A 20232-nucleotide genomic window follows, 5' to 3' on the forward strand; every position below is an offset into this window, starting at 1 on the left:
CCGGAACGATCAGTTGCGGGTGATGCCGATCGTCATCGTCCCCCTGTTCTTCTGGTCGTTCTCGATGGCGATCCGGGTCCCGGTGCCACCGACGATCACCGAACCCTGGGGGTTGGACTCGTCGTAGTAGGCGTAGGGATCGGTGTCGTCGAAGACCTCGACGCCCTTACGTCTCGGCACCTCGAGCGTCGTCATGCCCTCCGGGGTCTCCCGGTGCAGGGAGATCGGATCGGACTTGTTCGCGCTGAAGGTCGCGTCGAAGGCCTGCACGCGATTGCGCGCGAGCGTGCCGTCGGACCAGGTGAGCGCCTCGGGGTTGGCGTCGACCGGGAGGGCCTGTCCGCCGCCCGGGTGCTGCGAGGTGTTGTTGTCCGCGTACAGCGAGTTCGCATACCACACGAGCATGCCGTCCTGGTAGGGGAAGTGCTCGACCGTGTCCGGTGCGGTCTCCTGCCACCCGAAGTTGTAGGCACCCGTTCGCAGCACCTCGTCGTAGCCGCCGTAGGTGCGGTTCTCGACGATGTAGTGGTGCGAGTAGGGCTGCAGGTAGCCGCCGTCGGTGAGCCGCTGGAAGCCGTCGAGCGTCCAGTCGGAGGCCCCGTCGTCCGTGACGAGCGCGTCACCGACGGAGATCGCGTCGACCTGGAATCCGGGCATCGTCATCGCGACGTCGGTCCAGTACCGGAAGCGCACCTGGGCGGTCGCCCCGGCCTGGGCCGAGAGGTCCGCGGTGAGCTCCGACCACCCTCCGGACGCACCCGTGATGCCGAAGCCCTGGTTCTGACCCTCGGGGTCCGTCGTCGTCGAGTGGTTCGTCTCGACCGGGATCCAGGTGGCGCCGCCGTCGGTGGTCACCTCCAGGTAGGCGTAGTCCCAGTCGACCTCGATGTCGTAGTTCACCTGTGCGGTGAGTGCGCCGTCGGCCGGGACGGTGAACTCCGGGCTCGTCGCGGTGACGTCGAGGTCGTCACCGGCACCCGAGTAGAGGTGCTGCGTGCCTGCGTAGGGGTCGCCGACCTCGATGTGCCTCTCGCCGTCGGGCAGGTCGACGACAGCGGCCTGCGCACCGCGGGTGTTCGCGTGGTACGAGGGGCCGAGGTCGACCCGGCCGTCCTCGTCGGCCTCGACGGTCTCGTAGTCGAGCCAGCCGAGGAACAGCTTCTCGTCGGGTCCCATGTGGTTGGGGGTGGTGCCGATGTCACCGTCGCCGTGACCCAGCCAGGAACCGGAGCTCATGAGGGTCCAGAAGGCGGTGCCGTTCTCGCCACCGGCGGTGTCGTAGTAGTCGGGCAGGCCGAGGTCGTGACCGAACTCGTGTGCGAAGACGCCCAGTCCGCCGTTCTCCGGCTCGGTCGTGTAGTCACGGATCCACACGTCGGAGTCACCGATCTCGATGCCACCGAGTGGCAGGTACTGCGAGGGTCCCTCGACGCCCAGCCCGGCCTGGCCCGCGGCCCAGCGGTGCGACCAGATGGCCGACTCGGGGGCACCGGCCTCCTCACCGGGGCCGGCGTGGACGGCCTGGAAGTGGTCGATGTAGCCGTCGGGCTCGTTCGTGATCCCGTCGCCGTCCATGTCGTAGCGGTCCCACACGTCGTAGGAGTTCAGCTCCGCGACGATCTCCTCCTGGGACTTCCCCGCGGCGACCTGCGCGTCGTACCAGGCGTCGGCGGTGTCCTGGATGAACCGGGTCATGTCGTCCTGCGACTCGGTCTGCCCGTAGGAGGCCTGGTGCTGGTCCACCTGCACCCATTCGGAGACCCCGCCCTCGACGGCGAACCGGCCGGAGGACATCTCGTCGTAGACGCCGGCGAAGCTCTCGCCCTCACCGAAGAACATGTCCTCGTAGTGCGCGGTGTCGAAGTCGGACTCCCAGTACGTCGAGGTGTCGCCGTCTCCGGGCTCCGGGATCTCGTTGTGGATGGGCCCCGCGGGCGCGTCCGGGAACCGTTCGTCGGTCTCCTCGCCGAACTCCACGAGGATGGTGAAGAGTTGGGCCGTCTCCGCGGTCCCGTACTCCACGTACTCGCCGGGCTTGAGCTCCACGGCTTTGCTCTTGTTCTTTCCCGTCCCGCGGTCGACCACCCGGGCGTCACCGGTGGCGACCGCCTCGGCGGCCTTCCTCTTCGTGGCGGTGCGCTTCTCGGCGAGCGGGTCGGGACGGTTGTCCGAGGGCGCGGCCTCCTCTTGGGCGCCGGGTGCGGGCGCGGGTGCCGCCTGTGCGGTCCCGGGGGCGAGGAGCGCCCCGGCCAGCAGCATCGTCGCTGTCGTCCCAAGCGCACATGTCGTGCGTTTCTTCACGATTCCTCCGTGTTCGATGGGCGCGGGGCCGATCGGCCCCGTGGTCGCGCGCCGGGGGACGTGTAGACAGGGCGTGTTGTCCAGATCACTCTCAGCGCGTCCACCGAACATTGCCAGAGCCCACGTGACAAGCAGGTTACCGGGGCGGAGTGTCACAGGTTTTTCTCAGGTGCCGGACGAGTGTCCGGGGCGGTGGTGGTGTGCGGGTGAAGAAGTTGGCCCGCTGAATCGCTTTGGCCCCCTGAGATGCGCATCTCAGGGGGCCAAAGCGATTCAGCGGGCCAGGACCGGAAGTAGATCCGGTGTGGAGCTCAGCGCACCGGGCCGGTGTACTTCTCGCCGGGACCCTTGCCGGGCTCGTCCGGGATCAGCGAGGCCTCGCGGAAGGCCAGCTGCAGGGAGCGCAGGCCGTCGCGCAGTGGGCGGGCGTGGTGGTCGCCGACCTCGGTCGAGGCGGCGGTCACCAGGCCGGCGAGTGCCGTGATGAGCTTGCGTGCCTCGTCGAGGTCCTTGAGGTCCTCGGCCTTCTCCGTCTCGGTGTCCTCGGACAGCCCGAGCTTCACGGCGGAGGCGGACATGAGGTGGACCGCAGCGGAGGAGATGACCTCCACGGCCGGGACCTCGGCGATGTCACGGACGACCTGCTCGGTCGGGTCCGTGCTCTCTGCGGGGCTCACGGAGCCCGCGGGGTTCTCGTTGGTCATGACGGGGATTCTCCCACACGCGTCCGCGGGGGCCGGCGTACGGGAGGGGAGGGGGCGACCGACGGTGACGGACCCCACGTTTCGACCGTGTGTGCACGAGTGATGCGGAGGTGGTAACCTTGTGCGAGTGCAAAGAGGAGTCTGTCTCCCACCTGGACCGCCATCGGTGGTCGGGTAACGAACGGCAAGACCGTTCCACGCGGCCCTCACGGGTCGGACCCCGGAGTGTATCCGTCGCCACGGCAACCGTCGTGTGTGATCGTGCTCCATGTGGGAACCCTCGACGGTACCAGTGTGTCGACGGGTCGTGGGACATCGTTCGTCCGGGCTCCCTTCGCATGTGCCGAAGGGAGCTCTTTCGTTTTTCTCGCGAGCGCTCCTCCACTGCACAGAGTCAGTCATCTTGAGAAGGAGCAGCACATCAGCGAGCCGCGCATCAACGATCGGATCCGAGTTCCGGAGGTCCGCCTCGTCGGCCCCAACGGCGAACAGGTGGGTATCGTCGCCATCCGTAAGGCACTCGATCTCGCCCGTGAAGCGGATCTGGATCTCGTCGAGGTCGCTCCGCAGGCGAAGCCTCCGGTGGCGAAGCTCATGGACTACGGGAAGTTCAAGTACGAGTCCGCTCAGAAGGCCCGTGAAGCGAAGCGGAACCAGGCCAACATGGCCCTCAAGGAAATCCGCTTCCGACTCAAGATCGACGCTCACGACTACGAGACCAAGAAGGGTCACGTGACCCGCTTCCTCGAAGGGGGCGACAAGGTCAAGGTCATGATCATGTTCCGCGGACGTGAGCAGTCCCGCCCGGAGATGGGCATGAAGCTGCTCAACAAGCTCGCGGAGGAGCTCTCCGACCTCGGCACCGTGGAGTCCTCTCCGCGCGTCGACGGTCGCAACATGGTCATGGTCATCGCGCCGTTCCGGTCCAAGGCGGACGCCAAGGCCGAGCAGCGCACCGCGTCGAAGGAGGCCAAGGGCTCCAAGGCCGAGGTCAAGTCGCGGCGCGAACGCGAGGCCCAGGCGAAGGCCGAGGCCAAGCGCCAGGCCCACGAGCAGGCCGGGGACTGAGACCCGATCCGGGTGCGTGGGACCCGGTGTGCACCACCCGATCCCGCGTCACCCGGACGTACCAGACAAGGACGACATCGTCGCCGCCGGACGGCCCACCCCTCGACGGGGTGAGACCGACCGACACGGGGACGACATCCGAGAAGGAGAACGGCATCATGCCGAAGCAGAAGACCCACAGCGGTGCCAAGAAGCGTATGCGCCTCAGCGGCAGCGGCAAGGTCATGCGTGAGCGCGTCAACAAGCGCCACCTCGCCGAGCACAAGCCCACCAAGCGCAAGCGTCGCCTGTCGATGAACGCGGAGCTCACCGGCGGCGACGCCGCCAAGGCCCGCAAGCTGCTGGGCAAGCTCAAGTAAGAAGCTTTTCGCCCGCATACAACGGTCCTCGCCGAAGCCGGTCGACCCCGACCACCGGATGAGGACCCGGGCACCGATCTCATAAGGAGTTACACGTGGCACGTGTGAAGAGGGCGCTCAACGCCAAGAAGAAGCGCCGGGTCATTCTCGACCGCGCGAGCGGCTACCGCGGTCAGCGGTCCCGTCTCTACCGCAAGGCCAAGGAACAGGTCATCCACTCGCTGGTCTACAGCTACCGGGACCGTCGCGCCCGGAAGGGTGACTTCCGCCGCCTCTGGATCCAGCGCATCAACGCCGGGGCCCGCGCCAACGGCATGACCTACAACCGCTTCATCCAGGGCCTCAAGGCCGCCGGTGTCGAGGTCGACCGCCGCATGCTCGCCGAGCTGGCCGTCAACGACGCCGCCACCTTCGCGACCCTCGTGAAGGTCGCCAAGGAGGCCCTCCCGGCCGACGTCAACGCGCCCGCCGCCTGACACATCGATCGCACCGGCCCGTCCGTCGCACCTCGCTACGAGGACGCACGGCCCGCGATGTGAGGAAGCCCCCGGTCCCGACCGGGGGCTTCCTCCTATTCACCCACCGACTCCCGCCTAGACTGGAACCCATGACCTCCGACGCGCAGCACCCGTCCACCTCCCACGGATCCGACGGGCAGGGCCCCGCTGGCGAGCCCGCCGGCGCACACGGCCCCGCGGGCAAGCCCGCCGGTGCGGAGGAGATCCCCCTCCACCCGGCACTCACCGGCCCCGTACTCTCCTCCGCGCAGTCCAAGCGGATGAAGGGTGTGGCCAACCTGGCCCGGCGCAACGTCCGCCAGAAGGAACGGAAGTTCCTGGCCGAGGGCCCGCAGTCCGTCCGCGAGGCCTTCCGTGCCGCGGCCGCCGGCACCGCCACCGTGTGCGAGGCCTACGCGACCGCCGAGGCCGCCGACCGCCACGCCGACGTCATCGCCGAGGCGCAGGCCGCCGGGATCCGTGTCCAGCAGATCCGCCCGGAGCTCGTGCCCGTCGTCACCGACACCGTCGCGTCCCAGGGAGTCCTCGCCGTCTGTGCGTTCGTCGACACGGAGCTCGCACAGGTCGTGACCCGGGACGCCAAGCTCGTGGTCGTCCTCTCCAACGTCCGCGATCCCGGGAATGCCGGGACGGCCCTGCGCGTCGCCGATGCCGCCGGCGCCGACGCCGTCGTCTACACCTCCAAGTCCGTCGACGTATACAACCCGAAGACCGTCCGGTCGACCGCCGGTTCCCTCTTCCACGTCCCCGTCGTCACCGGTGTCGGTCTGCCGGAGGTCACCGAGCTCGGCAAGGCCCGGGGCATGCAGATCCTCGCCGCCGACACCCACCCGCCGGTCCACGACCTCCACAACCCCTGGGACACGGGACTGGACCTCACGCTGCCGACCATGTGGGTCTTCGGGAACGAGGCGTGGGGTCTGCCGGAGAAGGACCGCGCACAGTGCGACGCCTCCGTCGCGATCCCCATCTACGGGCAGGCCGAGAGCCTCAACCTCGCGACCGCCGCGAGCATCTGCATCTACGAGTCCGCGCGGAACGTCCGCCTCCGCGACTGACGGCGTTCCGCACGCCTCACCCCCGGTCCCCGCGCCCGAGGTGCCCTGCAGTTCCCATGAGAACTGCAGGGCACCTCGGGCGCGGCACTGTCCGGTGGACGCGTGCGAATGGTGTCGGTCGGGGGAACTAGACTGAACGGCGATCGCAGGACATGGGGACCGGCCGGTGTCCCGACCCGTGGGGTCGGGCCGCGTCCGGTCCCGTACGACGAGAAGAGGAAGAAGGCCGATGACAGCGCAGATCGATCCGCGCGACGAGTCCTCGGTCGTCGCCGCCGTGGACGCCGCCCTCGCCGCGTTCGCCGCCGCCACGACCCTGGACGAGCTCAAGGCCGCCAAGATCGAGCACATGGGCGACAAGGCCCCGCTCGCCCTGGCGAACCGGGAGATCGGGAAGCTCGACAAGAGCGAGAAGGCCGCCGCCGGCAAGATCGTGGGCCAGTCCCGCGGGAAGGTGAAGAAGGGCCACGACGCCCGGCAGGCGGAACTCGAGGCCGAGCGTGACGCCCAGGTGCTCGTCGAGGAGACCGTCGACGTCACGCTGCCGTCCGACCGCCGCCCGGCCGGTGCCCGGCACCCGCTGCAGCTCGTGCAGGAGCGGATCGCCGACCACTTCATCGGTCACGGCTGGGAGGTCGCGGAGGGCCCCGAGGTCGAGTCCGAGTGGTTCAACTTCGACGCCCTGAACTTCGGCCCGGACCACCCGGCCCGGCAGATGCAGGACACCTTCTTCGTCGAGCCCGCGAGCGCCAATCTGTTGTTGCGCACGCACACCTCGCCGGTCCAGTCGCGCTCGCTGCTGGAACGCGGTGTCCCGCTGTACGTCGTCGTGCCGGGCAAGACCTACCGGACGGACGAGCTCGACCCGACCCACACCCCGGTGTTCCACCAGGTGGAGGGCATCGCGATCGACAAGGGTCTCACCATGGCCCACCTGCGCGGCACGCTCGACGAGTTCGCCAAGGCCATGTTCGGCCCCGGTTCGAAGACGCGTCTGCGTCCCAACTTCTTCCCGTTCACCGAGCCGAGCGCGGAGATGGACTTCTGGTTCGAGAACAAGGTCGGTGGGCCCGGCTGGATCGAGTGGGGCGGCTGCGGCATGGTCCACCCGAACGTGCTCCGTGCCGCCGGCATCGACCCGGACGTCTACCAGGGCTTCGCCTTCGGGATGGGCATCGAACGCACCCTCATGCTGCAGGAAGGGATCAACGACATGCACGACATGGTCGAGGGCGACCTCCGGTTCTCCGCACGGTTCGGGGTGAATGCCTGATGCGCGTCCCGCTCGAATGGCTGGGGGAGTACGTCGACCTGTCCGGCGTCACGGATCCCCATGCGCTCGCCGCCGATCTCGCCGGGATCGGTCTGGAGGAAGAGGAGTTCTTCGGCCCGGAGGTCACCGGTCCGCTCGTCGTCGCCCGGGTGCTCTCCCTGCAGAAGGAGGAGCACTCGAACGGCAAGACGATCAACTGGTGCAGTGTCGACACCGGTGAGGGTGAGCCGCGGGGCATCATCTGTGGTGCCCACAACTTCGTCGAGGGTGACCTCGTCGTCGCGGCCCTGCCCGGCGCCGTGCTGCCCGGTGACTTCCGGATCGCGGCACGGAAGACCTACGGCCACGTCTCCGACGGCATGATCTGCTCGGCCAAGGAGCTGGGCCTCGGGGAGGACCACTCCGGCATCATCGTGCTGACGGACCTGGGCCTCGACGGCACCCCGGGTGACGACGCGCTGGCGCTGCTCGGTCTCGACCGGACGACGCTCGACGTCAACGTCACCCCGGACCGCGGCTACCAGCTGTCCATGCGCGGGATCGCCCGGGAGTTCGCGCTTCTCGACGGGCAGGAGTTCTCCGATCCGGCCGCGATCGAGGTCAATCCCGCGACGGAGGACGGCTTCCCCGTCGTCCTCGATGACCAGGCCCCCATCCACGGGGTACCCGGCTGTGACCGGCTCACGGCGCTCACAGTCCGCGGCATCGATCCCGCGGCGACAACGCCCTTCTGGATGCAGCGCCGCCTGCTCGAGGCCGGGATGCGACCGCTGGGCCTCACGATCGACGTGACGAACTACGTGATGCTCGAACTCGGGCAGCCGCTGCACGCCTACGACCTCGCGAAGTTCGGTGACCGCATGGTCGTCCGCCGTGCGGAGTCCGGTGAGAAGCTCACGACCCTCGACGACGTCGAGCGCACGCTCGACTCCGAGGACCTCCTCATCACCGACGTAACGGGCGGGACCTCCCGCATCATCGGCCTCGCCGGTGTCATGGGCGGTGCCGATCTCGAGGTCTCGGGGACCACGGACGCGGTGCTCATCGAGTCCGCGCACTTCGACCCCGTCTCGATCGCGCGGACCGCCCGTCGCCATCGCTTGCACTCGGAGGCGGCCAAGCGGTTCGAGCGTGGTGTCGACCCGGCCCTCGGTCCGGCCGCCGCCCGCCGTGCCGCGGACCTCCTGGTCGAACTCGGTGGGGGCACGCTCGACGTCGCCACGACCGTCGTCGGCCAGGAGCCGGAACAGGTCGTCATCGACCTGGCCGTCGGACTGCCCGCGGCCAAGGTGGGCGTCGACTACACGCCCCAGGAGATCAGCGACCTGCTCACCGGGATCGGCTGTGAGGTCGTGCCCGGCACCCCGGACGCCGCCGACGACGGCACCGAGGTTCTCCACGTCGCCGTGCCGACCTGGCGGTCGGACCTGCGGATCCCCGAGGACCTCGTCGAGGAGGTCGCCCGGACCGGCGGTTACGACCGGATCCCCTCGGTGCTCCCGCAGGCGCCCGGTGGTGCCGGCCTCACCCAGGTGCAGAAGGCGCGCCGTCGCGTGTCGAACCTGCTCGCGGCCACCGGCTACACCGAGGTGCTCACCTACCCCTTCACGAACGACGCCCGCTCCGAGGCCTTCGGCATCCCGGCCGAGGACCCCCGCCGGTACAACGTGCGTCTGGCGAACCCTCTGGCCGAGGACCACCCGCTCATGCGGACGAACCTCCTCGTCACGCTCGTCGACGCGGTGAGCCGCAACCTGGGTCGTGGTTTCAAGGACGTCGCGGTGTTCGAGGCCGGTCTCGTGACCGCGCCCGATCGTCCGGTCTCCGAGTCGATCGCCGCCGAGGGCCTGCGCTTCGAGCCCGGGTACCACCCGAGTGACGACGAACTGGCCGTGATCCGGGCGTCCGTGCCGCACCAGCCCTACCACTACGCCGGCATCATCGCCGGGCAGGCGGAGGCCCGCGGGCCCTGGGGTGCGGGGCGTACCGCCGACGTCCACGACGTCATCGACACCGTCCGGCGGATCGTCGCCGCGAACGGCCGCGAGGTCGAGGTCCGGGCGGCCGAGTACGCGCCCTTCCACCCGGGTCGCTGCGCCGAGTTCGTCCTCGCGGACGGCACGGTGCTCGGCCACGCCGGTGAGTTCCACCCGAAGGTGCTCGAGACCCTCGGTCTGCCGGCCCGGACGGTCGGGTTCGAGATCTCGCTCGATGCGCTCCTCGCCCAGGCCGACGAACGTCAGTGGGCCGGTGTGCTCTCCACCTACCCGGTCTCCCGGCAGGACGTGGCGCTCGTCGTCGACGTTCGCGTTCCCGCCGCCGCGCTCGCCGCGGCGCTGCGGGAGGGCGCCGGGTCCGAGCTCGAGGCGCTCGAGGTCTTCGACGTCTACACCGGCGACCAGGTACCCGCGGGCAAGAAGTCCGTGGCGTTCCGGATGACCTTCCGGGCCGACCGGACGATGACCGCCGACGAGGCCTCCGCACTCCGTGAGGCCGCCACGGCCGTCGCGGCGGACCGGTTCGACGCCCAGGTGCGTGGTTGAGATGACGGAGTCGAACGAGACGAACCAGGACTCCACCCACGCCGGTGACCTCGTCCTCGTGACGGGCGGCACCCGCGGGATCGGGCGCCACCTCGTGGAGGCCTTCGCCGGTGCCGGGTACACCGTGCTCCTCACGGCCACCCGGGCCGCCAAGGCCGAGGAGGCGGCCGCCGAGGTCGCCGACTCGACGGGTGCGGTCGTGCGCGGGACCGCCCTGCAGGTCGACTCGATCGAGTCGGTCGGCGGTCTCGCCGCTTCGGTGGCCGGCGTCGAGGAGTCCACGGGTTCCGTGCTCCGGGTCGTCGTGAACAACGCCGGGCGCATCGAGTCGACGGAGGGGCCGGTCTGGGAGGCCGACCCGCAGAGTCTGGCGGACGTCGTCGGGGCCAACACGCTCGGGCCGCTGCTCGTCGTCAACGCCCTGGCACCACGCCTCCTCCGGGTCGCGGAGACCACGGGGACGCCCACGCGGATCATCGACCTCAACTCGGGGTCGGGCTCCCGTGGCACGGTGCAGTACGCCGCCTACGCCGCGACGAAGACCTCGCTGTTCCGCCTCGCGCAGTCGGTGCACCACTACGGCTACGAGAAGGGCCTGCGGATCTTCGAGATGGCGCCCGGCGTCATCCACTCGGACATGACACACTCCATGCCGTTGCACGACGGTCGGGAGCAGTGGACGAGCGAGGAGGACCTCAAGGCCCTCACGCTCGCGCTCGCCTCCGGTGACCTCGACGCCTACTCGGGCCGGTTCGTCCGGGCCGGGGTGGACACGCGTGAGTCCCTGGTCGCGGAGATCCCGTCGCTGACGGACGGCTCCCGCAAGATCGCGATGGCCGACTGAGGTTCCTTGCCGGCCCCATCCGTGGGACCGGCAGGGAATCCTCCGGTGTGTGCGCCGCTCACCTGCCATAGGGTGAGGGACGACGGTGGTGCCGAGCTGGTGAAGGAGTGGGTGCGTGGACGTCCTGTGGTCCGTGGTCCTGGCACTCGTGAGCGCGCTCGTCGTCGGTGTGCTCGTCCGCCGGACGATCAGCGTCGGGACCGGCTGGTTACGGAACACCGTCGTGTCGCTCGTCATGGGTGCGGCGATCTGGCCGATCACCCGCGCCTCCTACGAGATCCTGGGGATCTCCGAGAACGGCACCATCCCGTGGCTCGAGGTGAGCTTCGAGGCCGCGATGGTCTTCATCCTCCTCTTCGCGTGGATGATCGTCATCCAGATGTGTGTCCTCCTCGCTCTCGAACTCGTCCTGCCCAGTGGCACGTTCACCCAGGTGGCACGCTCGATCACCCGTCTGCCGTCCATGTACCGGCGCGTCAACCGGCTGTCCCAGATCCAGCGCCTCGTCGTCGTCCACGGACTCTCCCGCTACATGCGACCGCGCAAACCGACCTTCCGGGTCTCGATGCGCGACGCCGCCCGGGCGACGGCCGACGCCTTCGCCGCCGCCGGTGTCACCTTCGTCAAGCTCGGACAGTTCGTCGCGACCCGGGCGGACATCGTCCCGCCGGAGTTCGTCGATGAGTTCTCCCGTCTGCAGTCCGACGTCCCACCCGTGCCCTACTCCTCGATCGAATCCGAGCTCACCGAGATGTGGGGGCGGCCCGTCGAGGAGATCTTCCGGGAGTTCTCGACGACGCCGATGGCCGCGGCCTCCGTGGCGCAGGTGCACCCGGCGGTTCTGCACGACGGCACCGAGGTCGTCGTCAAGGTGCAGCGGCCCCACGTGCGCCGGCAGGTGAGAGCCGACTCCGAGATCATCATGTCCCTGGCCGAGCGCCTGGAGGCGAACGCCGGCTGGGCCCAGCGGATCGGCGTGCGGGGGATTGTCGAGGGATTCCTCGACTCCCTGGCGGCCGAACTCGACTATCGCGGCGAGATCCGCCAGACGGAGATGTTGCGCCGGGTCGCCGGGGACTCGCCGGAGTCGCTCGTGTCGATCCCCAAGGTGCACGCCGAGCTCAGCGGTGAGCGGGTGATCGTCATGGACCGGGTCGCCGGGGTGCCGCTGTCCAAGGCCTCCGGGTTGCTCTCGCAGCTGTCCGCGCTCGCCCGGGAGGACCTGGCACGGGACCTCTTCCTCCTCGTCGCCAAGCAGGTGCTCGGCACCGGTGTCTTCCACGCGGACCTGCACCCGGGCAACATCATCGTCGACGGGGCGGGCCGGGCCGGGCTCGTCGACTTCGGGGCCGTCGGTCGTCTGGACAAACGGGATCGCCGGGCGATCATGCTCCTGCTGCTCGCCTTCGACCGGCAGGACTCGACGGCGGCGGTCAACGCGATCGTCGACGTGTTCGGGATGCCGGCCGGTATGGACCTGCGGAAGGTCCAGCGCGAGGTCGGGGAGCTCCTCGTCCAGTTCGATGTCGGCATGCCCGGCGGATCCACCGGCATGTTCACGGAGCTCCTGCAGTTCGTCATCGACAACGGCTTCGAGATGCCCCGGTCCGTCGCGGCGGCCTTCCGTGCGATCTCGACCTTGGAGGGGTCGCTGCAGAAGATCGATCCCCGGGCGGACCTGCTCGTCCTCGTCCGGGAGAACTCCGCGGAGATCCTGCAGGCGACGACGGACACGAAGAACACCCTCGAGGGCACCGCCATGTACGCGGCTGCCACGGTCCCTGTCATCGCGGGCCTGCCCGTCGAGGTGAGCCGGGTGCTCAAACAACTGGAGGACGGCTCGCTCGACATCGGGATGAAGGGCCTCAACATGGACTTCGTCAAGGACCTGGTCGGCTCCGTCGTCGACCAGCTCATCCAGGTGCTCGTGGCGATCGCCATGGTGCTCGCTGGTGTCGTCCTCATGGCCGCGGACTTCGGCCCGGCACTCACCGCGAGCCTCACGATCTTCACCTACTTCGGCGCCTGGGTGCTGCTCGGCGGTTTCGTCCTCGCGATCGTCGTCCTCGCGCCGGCCCTCCACCAACGCCGCATCAAGTAGGGATCACCCGTCACGGAATCCCGGCAGGCCGTGGCTGCGGACATGCTCCTCCACCGTGGCGGTGATGCCCTCCGGGGAGTCGTCGCCCCGGGAGCCGGCCAGAACAGGAGGTCGGTGCCGGCCGGATGCGGGGCGACGATGTGGTCGAAGTGGTTCACCCAGGCGTCGTCCTCCGCTTCGCTCCCACCCCGCGCATGGACGATGTCGTCGACGAACGCGAGGAACTCCGCCCGCGTGAACTCACCGATACTCGACTTCCCTAGTGCCGGATGCATGTTTCCACCCTCCCATGGACCCATCCGCCCGGCGCAGCGACGAATCCGAGTGTTCCCTCCGGCGAGGCGGGCCGTGAAATCACGGGCGTATGTCGTTCTCACGGCTTCCGAACACCGTGACGACGACATACTGCCGTGATTTCGAACGGGGATCCGGTGGTCGGACCTCTGGTCGACATCGGTGAGAGGCTCCGCCGGGCGGTGTCGGGTGGCGATAGTCTCGGATCATGTTGGCGCCGGAAGAGTATTGGCCACCGTTCGCACTGACCATCCGGCGCGGGGACCTTTCCCTGACGCCGGTGCGGGACGACGACTTCGGGCCGCTCGCAGCGATCGCTGTCGGAGGCGTCCACATTTTCGTGGTTGGGTCGGACGTTCCAGGGCCGTGGGATCGGGACGCACATGCGGCAAGCGCTCGCGGTGGGGTTCTTCGACGAGTTCGGTGGGCGGGAGCTGAACACCGAGTACTTCGACGGCAATGCCGCGAGCAGGCGCGTCTCCGAGATGGTCGGATACACGGAGAACGGTGTGAACACTCTCGTGATCGAGAACGAGGTGTTCAACGAGCACCGGATGCGCCTCGTCCCGAAGAACCTGGTGCGACCGGCAGTGCCTGTCGAAGTCGAGGGTGCCGCGGCACTCAGGGAGTTCCTGGGTCTGTGAGTGGAGCGCATTCGCTCGACTACGCGTGCTGGTCACGTGGTTTGGCGCAGATGCCTGGTCACAGAACACGGCATCTGCGCCAAACCACGTGATCTCCGTCGTCGAACGGAGGTCAGGGCACCAGGACCACCTTGCCGGTCGTCCTCCGCCCTTCCAGCGCCCGGTGCGCCTCGGCGGCGTCGGCGAGGGGGAAGGAGGCGCCGACGCGGAAGTCGAGCCAGCCGTTCGTCAGGCCGTCCATGAGCATCCCCCAGCGCTCGTGCAGTTCCTCCGGGGTGCGGGCGAACCACTGGAGTGAGGGCCGGGACAGGAAGATGCCGCCACCGCCGTTGAGGCGCTGGATGTCGAAGGGCGGCACCGGTCCGGAGGCCGCGCCGTAGAGCACCATCGAACCGCGGACCTTGAGCGAGGCGAGCGAGGCGTCGAAGGTGTCCTTGCCGACACCGTCGTAGGCGACGTCGACGCCGGCACCCCCGGTGAGTTCCTTCACCGTCGCAGTGATGTCGACGCCCTCGCCGTAGAGGAACACGTGGTCGGCGCCGGCGCCGCGGGCGAGCTCCGCCTTCTCCTCGGTCGACACGGTGCCGATGACGGTGCCGCCCAGGTGCTTGATGATCTGCGTGAGCAGCAGGCCGACGCCGCCGGCGGCGGCGTGGACGAGGGCTGTCTGGCCGGGCTGGATCGCGTGCGACCCGGTGGCCAGGTACTGCGCGGTGAGGCCCTGGAGCGGGATGGCGGCGGCGACCTCGGGGCTCACACCTGCGGGCACCGGCATCGCCATGGCGGCCTTCACCGCGACCTTCTCGGCGTACGAGCCGGCGGCGTCGTGCCAGCACACGCGGTCGCCGACGGAGTACTCCGTGACACCGGGACCCACGGCCTCGACGGTGCCCGAGCCCTCGACGCCGACGGTGTGGGGGAAGTCCATGGGGTAGATCCCGGAGCGGCGGTAGGTGTCGATGAAGTTGATGCCCGCCGCGTCGACCTTGACGAGCAGCTGTCCCTCACCCGCCTCCGGTTCTGCGACGTCGGTGAATTCGAGGACCTCGGGGCCGCCGGCGCGGACTGCCTGGATCGCCTTCATGTGGTGTCTCCTGTGACGTGAGGATGTGCGTGGGTCGCGGGGTGCGGGGCACTCGACCGGCGGATGCATATTCACCGCATGGGATGTATTGTTATACACATGTCGGAAATCAGCGTCGCGGTCTCGGGTGCCACCGGGTATGCCGGGGGAGAGGTGCTGCGGCTCCTCGCCTCGCATCCCGTGCTCCACGTTACAACCGTGTGTGGTCATTCGTCCGCCGGTTCCACGCTCGGGGAGCACCAGCCGCACCTGCGCGCCTTCGCGCACATGACGGTGCAGCCGTCCACGGCGGAGGTCCTCGCCGGTCACGACGTCGTCGTCCTCGCACTCCCGCACGGCGCCTCCGGGCAGATCGCCGCGGAACTCGCCGAGACGAGCCCCGACACCCTCATTGTCGACCTCGCCGCCGATCACCGTCTCGAATCGGCCGCCGCCTGGCGGGCCTTCTACGGCTCGGAACACCAAGGCACATGGACCTACGGTCTGCCCGAACTCCTGCGTGCCGACGGCACCAAGCAGCGGGCTGCGCTGCAGGACACCCGCCGCATCGCCGTCCCCGGGTGCAACGTCACTGCCGTGACCCTCGGGTTCCAGCCGCTGATCGCCGCCGGCCTCGTCGACCACACCCGCCTCCACGCGGTCCTCGCCAACGGCGTGTCCGGTGCGGGCAAGGCGCTCAAGCCGCACCTGCTCGCCGCGGAGGTCCTCGGCGACGCGAGCCCCTACGGAACCGCCGGCACCCACCGCCACGTCCCCGAGATCGAGCAGAACCTCAACACCCTCCTCGGAGCCCCCGCGGACGGCGGGCCCGTGCGGATCTCCTTCACTCCCACCCTCGTGCCGATGTCGCGGGGGATCCTCGCGACCCTCCAGGCACCCCTCGCCGCCGAGGCGCCCTCCACTCCCGCAGAGCGTGCCCGGGCCGTCGACACCGCCTTCGCGGAGGCCTACGACGCCGAACCCTTCGTGCACCTGCTGCCGACCGGCCAGTGGCCGCACACCGCGGCGACGACCGGCTCGAACTGCGCCCACGTCCAGTACGCGGTGGACGAGCGGGCCGGTACGGTCCTCGTGTCGGTCGCCCTCGACAACCTGGTCCGGGGGACCGCCGGGCAGGCTCTCCAGTCCGCCCACCTGGCTCTCGGCCTCGACGAATCCCTGTCCCTGCCCCTCGAAGGAGTCGCACCGTGAGCGTGACCCATCCCCGCGGTTTCACCGCCGCCGGGCTCACCGTGGGCCTCAAGCCCAGCGGCAAGCCCGACCTCTCCCTCGTCCGCAACACCGGACGGTCGGACGCCGTCGCCGCCGTCTACACGTCCAACCGGTGCAAGGCGAACCCCGTCCTGTGGAGTGAACAGGCCAGTGCCGACGGCCGTGCGCGCGCCGTCGTCCTCAACTCCGGGGGAGCCAACTGCTTCACCGGTGCCTTCGGTTTCCAGACCAGTCACATGACGGCCGAACGGACCGCCGAGCTCCTCGATCTCTCCGCGCAGGACGTCCTCGTGTGCTCGACGGGCCTCATCGGCGTCGGCGGGCAGGACTTCCGGGACCGGATCGTCGACAACCTCCCGGCCCTCGTCGAGGTCGCCGCCGATTCCGCCGCACACGGTGCGGCCGCCGCCGAGGCGATCATGACGACGGACACCGTGCCGAAGACGGTGACCCGGGAGGGCCGGGTCGGCGGTGAAGGGCAGGGCGCCTCGGGCGCGTACCGGCTGGGCGGGATGGCCAAGGGCGCGGGCATGTTGGCCCCGGCGCTCGCCACCATGCTCGTCGTCGTGACGACGGACGCGGACCTCGACTCCGCCCAGCTCGATGCGGCCCTGCGGGCGGCCACGGCACGGTCCTTCGACCGTCTCGACACCGACGGTTGCATGTCGACGAACGACACCGTCGTGCTCATGGCCTCCGGTGAGTCCGGCGTGACGCCGGACCTGGGTGAGTTCACGGACCTGCTCACCGAGGCCTGCCGGGACCTCGCCTCCCAGCTGCACGTCGACGCCGAGGGCGCCCACCACGACATCACGATCACCACCCGCGGGGCCGCGAGCGAGGAGGAGGCGGTCACGGTCTCCCGCGCGGTCGGCCGCAGCGCCCTGTTCAAGGCCGCGATCTTCGGTGAGGACCCCAACTGGGGCCGCGTCGTCGCGCAGGTGGGCATCACGGACGCGCAGTTCGACCCGGCGACCATCGACGTGTGGGTCAACGGCGTGCAGGTGTGCAAGGACTCCGGTCCCCACGCCGACCCCGAGACCGTCACGTGGTCCCGGGAGGTGAGCGTCGAGATCGATCTCAAGGCGGGTAGCGCGGAAGCCTCGATCCTCACCTCCGACCTCACCCACGACTACGTCGAAGAGAACAGCGCGTACTCGACATGACTCCTCCCTCAGCAGCAGAACGCCTGGTGCGAGCCCAGGCCAAGGCGGAGATCCTCACGGACGCCCTGCCGTGGATCAAGACCTTCGCCGGCGCCACCGTCGTCATCAAGTACGGCGGCAACGCGATGATCAGCCCCGAACTCCAGCAGACCTTCGCCGACGACATCGCCTTCCTCCGCTTCGTCGGACTGCGGCCGATCGTCGTCCACGGCGGGGGTCCGCAGATCAACCGGATGCTCGACCGGATGGGTATCGCCAGCGAGTTCATCGCCGGACAGCGGTACACCTCCGAGGAGGCCGTCGACGTCGTGCGCATGGTGCTCGCCGGGCAGGTGAACCGGGACATCGTGAGCCGGATCAACCAGAACGGTGACGCCGCGATCGGGCTGTCCGGGGAGGACGCCGACCTCCTGCTCGCGACCCCGGCCTCCGTCGAGGTCGACGGGCAGCAGGTGAGCCTCGGGCGGGTCGGCCAGGTGCAACAGGTGAACACGACGGTGCTGAATGAACTCCTCGACGCGGGGAGGGTACCCGTCATCTGTTCGATCGCAGCCGAGCTCGGGGGAGCGGCCGGCAAGCCGCTCAACGTCAACGCCGACCTCGCCGCCGCCGCGATCGCCCGGCAGATGCGGGCCGACAAGTTCATCATGCTCACCGACGTCCCCGGCCTCTATGCGAACTGGCCGGACCGCGACAGCCTCATCTCGCAGATCACCCCCGACGATCTCCGGGAGCTCCTGCCGCGCCTGGACTCCGGCATGATCCCCAAGATGACGGCCGCGCTCGAGGCGGTCGACGCCGGTGTGGGCCAGGTCCACGTGATCGACGGCCGCACCGCCCACTCGATCCTCCTGGAGGTCTTCACCTCCGAGGGCATCGGCACGATGATCCAACCCGAAGGAGAGCGCGCATGACTGCGACGACACCCGGCGAGACCACGGCGGCGACAACCGAGGCCTGGCAGGAGGCCCACGCCGGGTCGATCCTGCCGGCCATCGGCCGTCCGCAGCGCAAGCTCGTCCGCGGCGCGGGTGTGCGTGTGTGGGACGAGGAAGGCAACGAGTACCTCGACCTGCTGGCCGGGATCGCCGTGAATGCACTCGGCCACGCCCATCCGGCCTTCGTCGAGGCGGTGAGTTCCCAGGTGGCCACGCTCGGTCAGGTGTCGAACTTCTTCGCCTCCGACCCGCAGATCGCGCTCGCGAACAAGCTCCTTCAGGTCGCGCAGGCGCCCGCGGGTTCCAGCGTGTACTTCGCGAACTCCGGGTCCGAGGCGAACGAGGCGGCCCTCAAGATGGCGCGTCGTGTCGGCGGGGGTGGCCGGTCGACGATCGTCGCCCTCGAAGGCGGGTTCCACGGCCGCACCATGGGCTCCCTGGCACTCACGCACAAGCCTGCCTACCGCGAACCCTTCGACCCCGGCGTGCCCGGAGTCGTCCACGTGCCCTTCGGTGACGTGGCGGCCCTGGAGGCCGCGATCGACGACGACACCGCCGCCCTGTTCCTCGAACCGATCCAGGGCGAGGCCGGCGTGCGGAACCTGCCGGCCGGGTACCTCACCCGCGCCCGGGAACTCACCCGGGACCACGGTGCGCTCCTGATCCTCGACGAGGTGCAGACCGGGATCGGCCGGACCGGGCACTGGTTCGCCTTCCAGGACCCGGCGATCGGCGAGGGCGTGGTGCCCGACATCGTCACCTCGGCGAAGGGGCTGGGCGGCGGCCTGCCGCTCGCCGCGACGATCACCTTCGGACCGGAGGTCACGAACCTGCTGGTCCCCGGTCAGCACGGCTCGACGTACTCCGGGAACCCCGTGATGACGGCCGCAGGCCTCGCGGTCCTGAAGACGTTGGAGTCCGAGGGTCTGCTCGCCCACGCCCGCGAGACCGGCGACTGGCTGGAATCCCAGTTGTACAAGATCGACGGTGTCGTCGCCGTGAGCGGTGCCGGTCTCCTGCGGTCCTTCGAACTCGCCGAGGCGCCCGCCAAGGCCGTGGCCGAGGCCGCGCTGGCGGCCGGTTTCATCGTGAACCCCGTGACGCCCACCCGCATCCGTCTCGCCCCGCCGCTCGTGGTCACCCGCGAGGACCTGGGGACCTTCCTCGACGCCCTGCCCGATCTCATCGGAGGCGCTCAGGAGACCACCGCCACCCCGACCACCCCGACACACAGTGCTGGAGCCCCGTCATGACCCGTCACTTCCTCAAGGACACGGACCTGTCGCCGAGCGAGCTCGTGGAGGTCCTCGACCTCGCCGAGGCACTCAAGGCCGATCCGTATTCGCGTCGCCCGCTCGAAGGCCCCGGAACCGGGATCGTGTTCTTCGACAAGACCTCGACGCGCACCCGCGTGTCGTTCGCGACGGGGATCGCGGACCTGGGCGGCAACCCGCTCATCGTGAACCCGGGGGAGAGCCAGCTCGGGCACAAGGAGTCGATCGCGGACACCGCTCGGGTCCTCGAACGCATGGTGAAGATCATCGTGTGGCGGACCTTCGCCCAGTCCGGGCTGGAGGAGATGGCCGCGAACAGCGCGGTGCCCGTCATCAACGCGCTGTCCGACGACTACCACCCGTGCCAGTTGCTCGCCGACCTCATGACCATCCGTGAGCACAAGCACACCGGTTCCGGCAACGGCCTGTCCGGGCTCACGATGGTCTACTACGGCGACGGCGCGAACAACATGTCGAACTCCTACGTGCTCGCCGGGGTCAACGCCGGCATGCACGTGCGGATCGTGGCCCCGGTCGGCCACCAGCCCGCCGAGGCGATCGTCGCCGAGGCGGACGCGCTGGCTGCGACCACCGGCGGGTCGCTCACCGTCACCGAGGACCCCGCGACCGGTGCCGAGGGCGCGGACGTCGTCATCACCGACACCTGGGTGTCCATGGGGCAGTCCGCGGCCGGCCGCGCCGACGGCGATTCGCCCTTCGTGCCCTACCAGGTGACCCAGGAGGTCATGGACACCGCCGCCGAGGGTGCGATCTTCCTCCACTGCCTGCCCGCCTACCGCGGCAGCGAGGTCGCGGCGGAGGTGATCGACGGACCCGCCTCGGTCGTCTTC

General features: G+C 69.4%; 18 protein-coding genes. 14 read left to right on the forward strand and 4 right to left on the reverse strand.

The window, feature by feature from the left end:
* Nucleotides 1-9: 9 nt before the first annotated feature.
* Both AAD496_RS05650 and AAD496_RS05655 read right to left on the reverse strand, forming a co-directional pair.
* Nucleotides 10-2301, reverse strand: a complete 2292-nt coding sequence (locus AAD496_RS05650; protein WP_349827685.1) for an immune inhibitor A domain-containing protein — start codon at nt 2299-2301, stop codon at nt 10-12.
* 311 nt (nt 2302-2612) lie between these two features.
* Nucleotides 2613-3005 (reverse strand): DUF1844 domain-containing protein, encoded by a 393-nt coding sequence (locus AAD496_RS05655; RefSeq protein ID WP_349827686.1) that lies wholly within the window; start codon nt 3003-3005, stop codon nt 2613-2615.
* Between the two features lie 447 nt (nt 3006-3452).
* On the opposite strand from AAD496_RS05655, the gene infC reads away from it, so the two are divergent.
* The 8 genes from infC (at nt 3453) to AAD496_RS05695 (ending at nt 12769) form a co-directional block, all read left to right on the forward strand.
* On the forward strand, nt 3453-4073 hold the full coding sequence (gene infC / locus AAD496_RS05660; RefSeq protein ID WP_433913729.1) for a translation initiation factor IF-3: 621 nt from the start codon (nt 3453-3455) through the stop codon (nt 4071-4073).
* Between the two features lie 158 nt (nt 4074-4231).
* Complete coding sequence (rpmI, locus tag AAD496_RS05665) at nt 4232-4432, forward strand: 50S ribosomal protein L35 (RefSeq protein WP_349827687.1); 201 nt, start codon at nt 4232-4234, stop codon at nt 4430-4432.
* A gap of 95 nt (nt 4433-4527) precedes the next feature.
* A complete protein-coding gene (rplT, locus tag AAD496_RS05670) occupies nt 4528-4908 on the forward strand; it encodes a 50S ribosomal protein L20 (RefSeq protein ID WP_349827688.1) in 381 nt (126 codons plus the stop codon).
* 131 nt (nt 4909-5039) lie between these two features.
* The gene (locus AAD496_RS05675) at nt 5040-6008 is read left to right on the forward strand and encodes a TrmH family RNA methyltransferase (RefSeq protein ID WP_349827689.1); all 969 of its coding nucleotides are present in this window, start codon (nt 5040-5042) and stop codon (nt 6006-6008) included.
* A 229-nt stretch (nt 6009-6237) separates the two neighbouring features.
* Entirely contained in the window at nt 6238-7281 is a 1044-nt protein-coding gene (pheS, locus tag AAD496_RS05680) for a phenylalanine--tRNA ligase subunit alpha (RefSeq protein WP_349827690.1), read from the forward strand.
* Nucleotides 7281-9824, forward strand: coding sequence for a phenylalanine--tRNA ligase subunit beta (pheT, locus tag AAD496_RS05685; RefSeq protein WP_349827691.1), 2544 nt, complete (start codon nt 7281-7283; stop codon nt 9822-9824). Before pheS ends, pheT begins: the two co-directional genes overlap by 1 nt.
* A 1-nt stretch (nt 9825) precedes the next feature.
* Entirely contained in the window at nt 9826-10668 is an 843-nt protein-coding gene (locus tag AAD496_RS05690) for an SDR family oxidoreductase (protein ID WP_349827692.1), read from the forward strand.
* A 115-nt stretch (nt 10669-10783) separates the two neighbouring features.
* Nucleotides 10784-12769, forward strand: a complete 1986-nt coding sequence (locus AAD496_RS05695) for an ABC1 kinase family protein (protein ID WP_349827693.1) — start codon at nt 10784-10786, stop codon at nt 12767-12769.
* On the opposite strand, the gene AAD496_RS05700 is transcribed toward AAD496_RS05695, so the two are convergent.
* Nucleotides 12682-13173: a bacteriocin immunity protein gene (locus AAD496_RS05700; RefSeq protein ID WP_349827694.1), complete on the reverse strand. Its 492-nt coding sequence runs from the start codon at nt 13171-13173 to the stop codon at nt 12682-12684. The two genes, AAD496_RS05695 and AAD496_RS05700, sit on opposite strands and share 88 nt — an antisense overlap.
* A gap of 234 nt (nt 13174-13407) precedes the next feature.
* On the opposite strand from AAD496_RS05700, the gene AAD496_RS05705 reads away from it, so the two are divergent.
* Nucleotides 13408-13707: a GNAT family N-acetyltransferase gene (locus AAD496_RS05705; protein ID WP_433913728.1), complete on the forward strand. Its 300-nt coding sequence runs from the start codon at nt 13408-13410 to the stop codon at nt 13705-13707.
* A gap of 112 nt (nt 13708-13819) precedes the next feature.
* On the opposite strand, the gene AAD496_RS05710 is transcribed toward AAD496_RS05705, so the two are convergent.
* Nucleotides 13820-14791, reverse strand: coding sequence for a quinone oxidoreductase family protein (locus tag AAD496_RS05710; RefSeq protein WP_349827696.1), 972 nt, complete (start codon nt 14789-14791; stop codon nt 13820-13822).
* Nucleotides 14792-14890: 99 nt separating this feature from the next.
* On the opposite strand from AAD496_RS05710, the gene argC reads away from it, so the two are divergent.
* The 5 genes from argC to argF all read left to right on the forward strand — a co-directional run.
* Complete coding sequence (gene argC / locus AAD496_RS05715; RefSeq protein ID WP_349827697.1) at nt 14891-15982, forward strand: N-acetyl-gamma-glutamyl-phosphate reductase; 1092 nt, start codon at nt 14891-14893, stop codon at nt 15980-15982.
* Nucleotides 15979-17169, forward strand: coding sequence for a bifunctional glutamate N-acetyltransferase/amino-acid acetyltransferase ArgJ (gene argJ / locus AAD496_RS05720; protein ID WP_349827698.1), 1191 nt, complete (start codon nt 15979-15981; stop codon nt 17167-17169). The genes argC and argJ overlap by 4 nt, the downstream gene beginning before the upstream one ends.
* A complete protein-coding gene (gene argB / locus AAD496_RS05725) occupies nt 17166-18083 on the forward strand; it encodes an acetylglutamate kinase (protein ID WP_349827699.1) in 918 nt (305 codons plus the stop codon). Before argJ ends, argB begins: the two co-directional genes overlap by 4 nt.
* Complete coding sequence (locus AAD496_RS05730; protein WP_349827700.1) at nt 18080-19360, forward strand: acetylornithine transaminase; 1281 nt, start codon at nt 18080-18082, stop codon at nt 19358-19360. The genes argB and AAD496_RS05730 overlap by 4 nt, the downstream gene beginning before the upstream one ends.
* Nucleotides 19357-20232, forward strand: an 876-nt coding sequence (gene argF, locus AAD496_RS05735; RefSeq protein ID WP_349827701.1) for an ornithine carbamoyltransferase, incomplete at its 3' end; no start/stop codon positions are given. The genes AAD496_RS05730 and argF, both read left to right, overlap by 4 nt.

This window comes from Brevibacterium litoralis (assembly GCF_040212315.1).
Taxonomy (GTDB): Bacteria; Actinomycetota; Actinomycetes; order Actinomycetales; family Brevibacteriaceae; genus Brevibacterium; species Brevibacterium litoralis.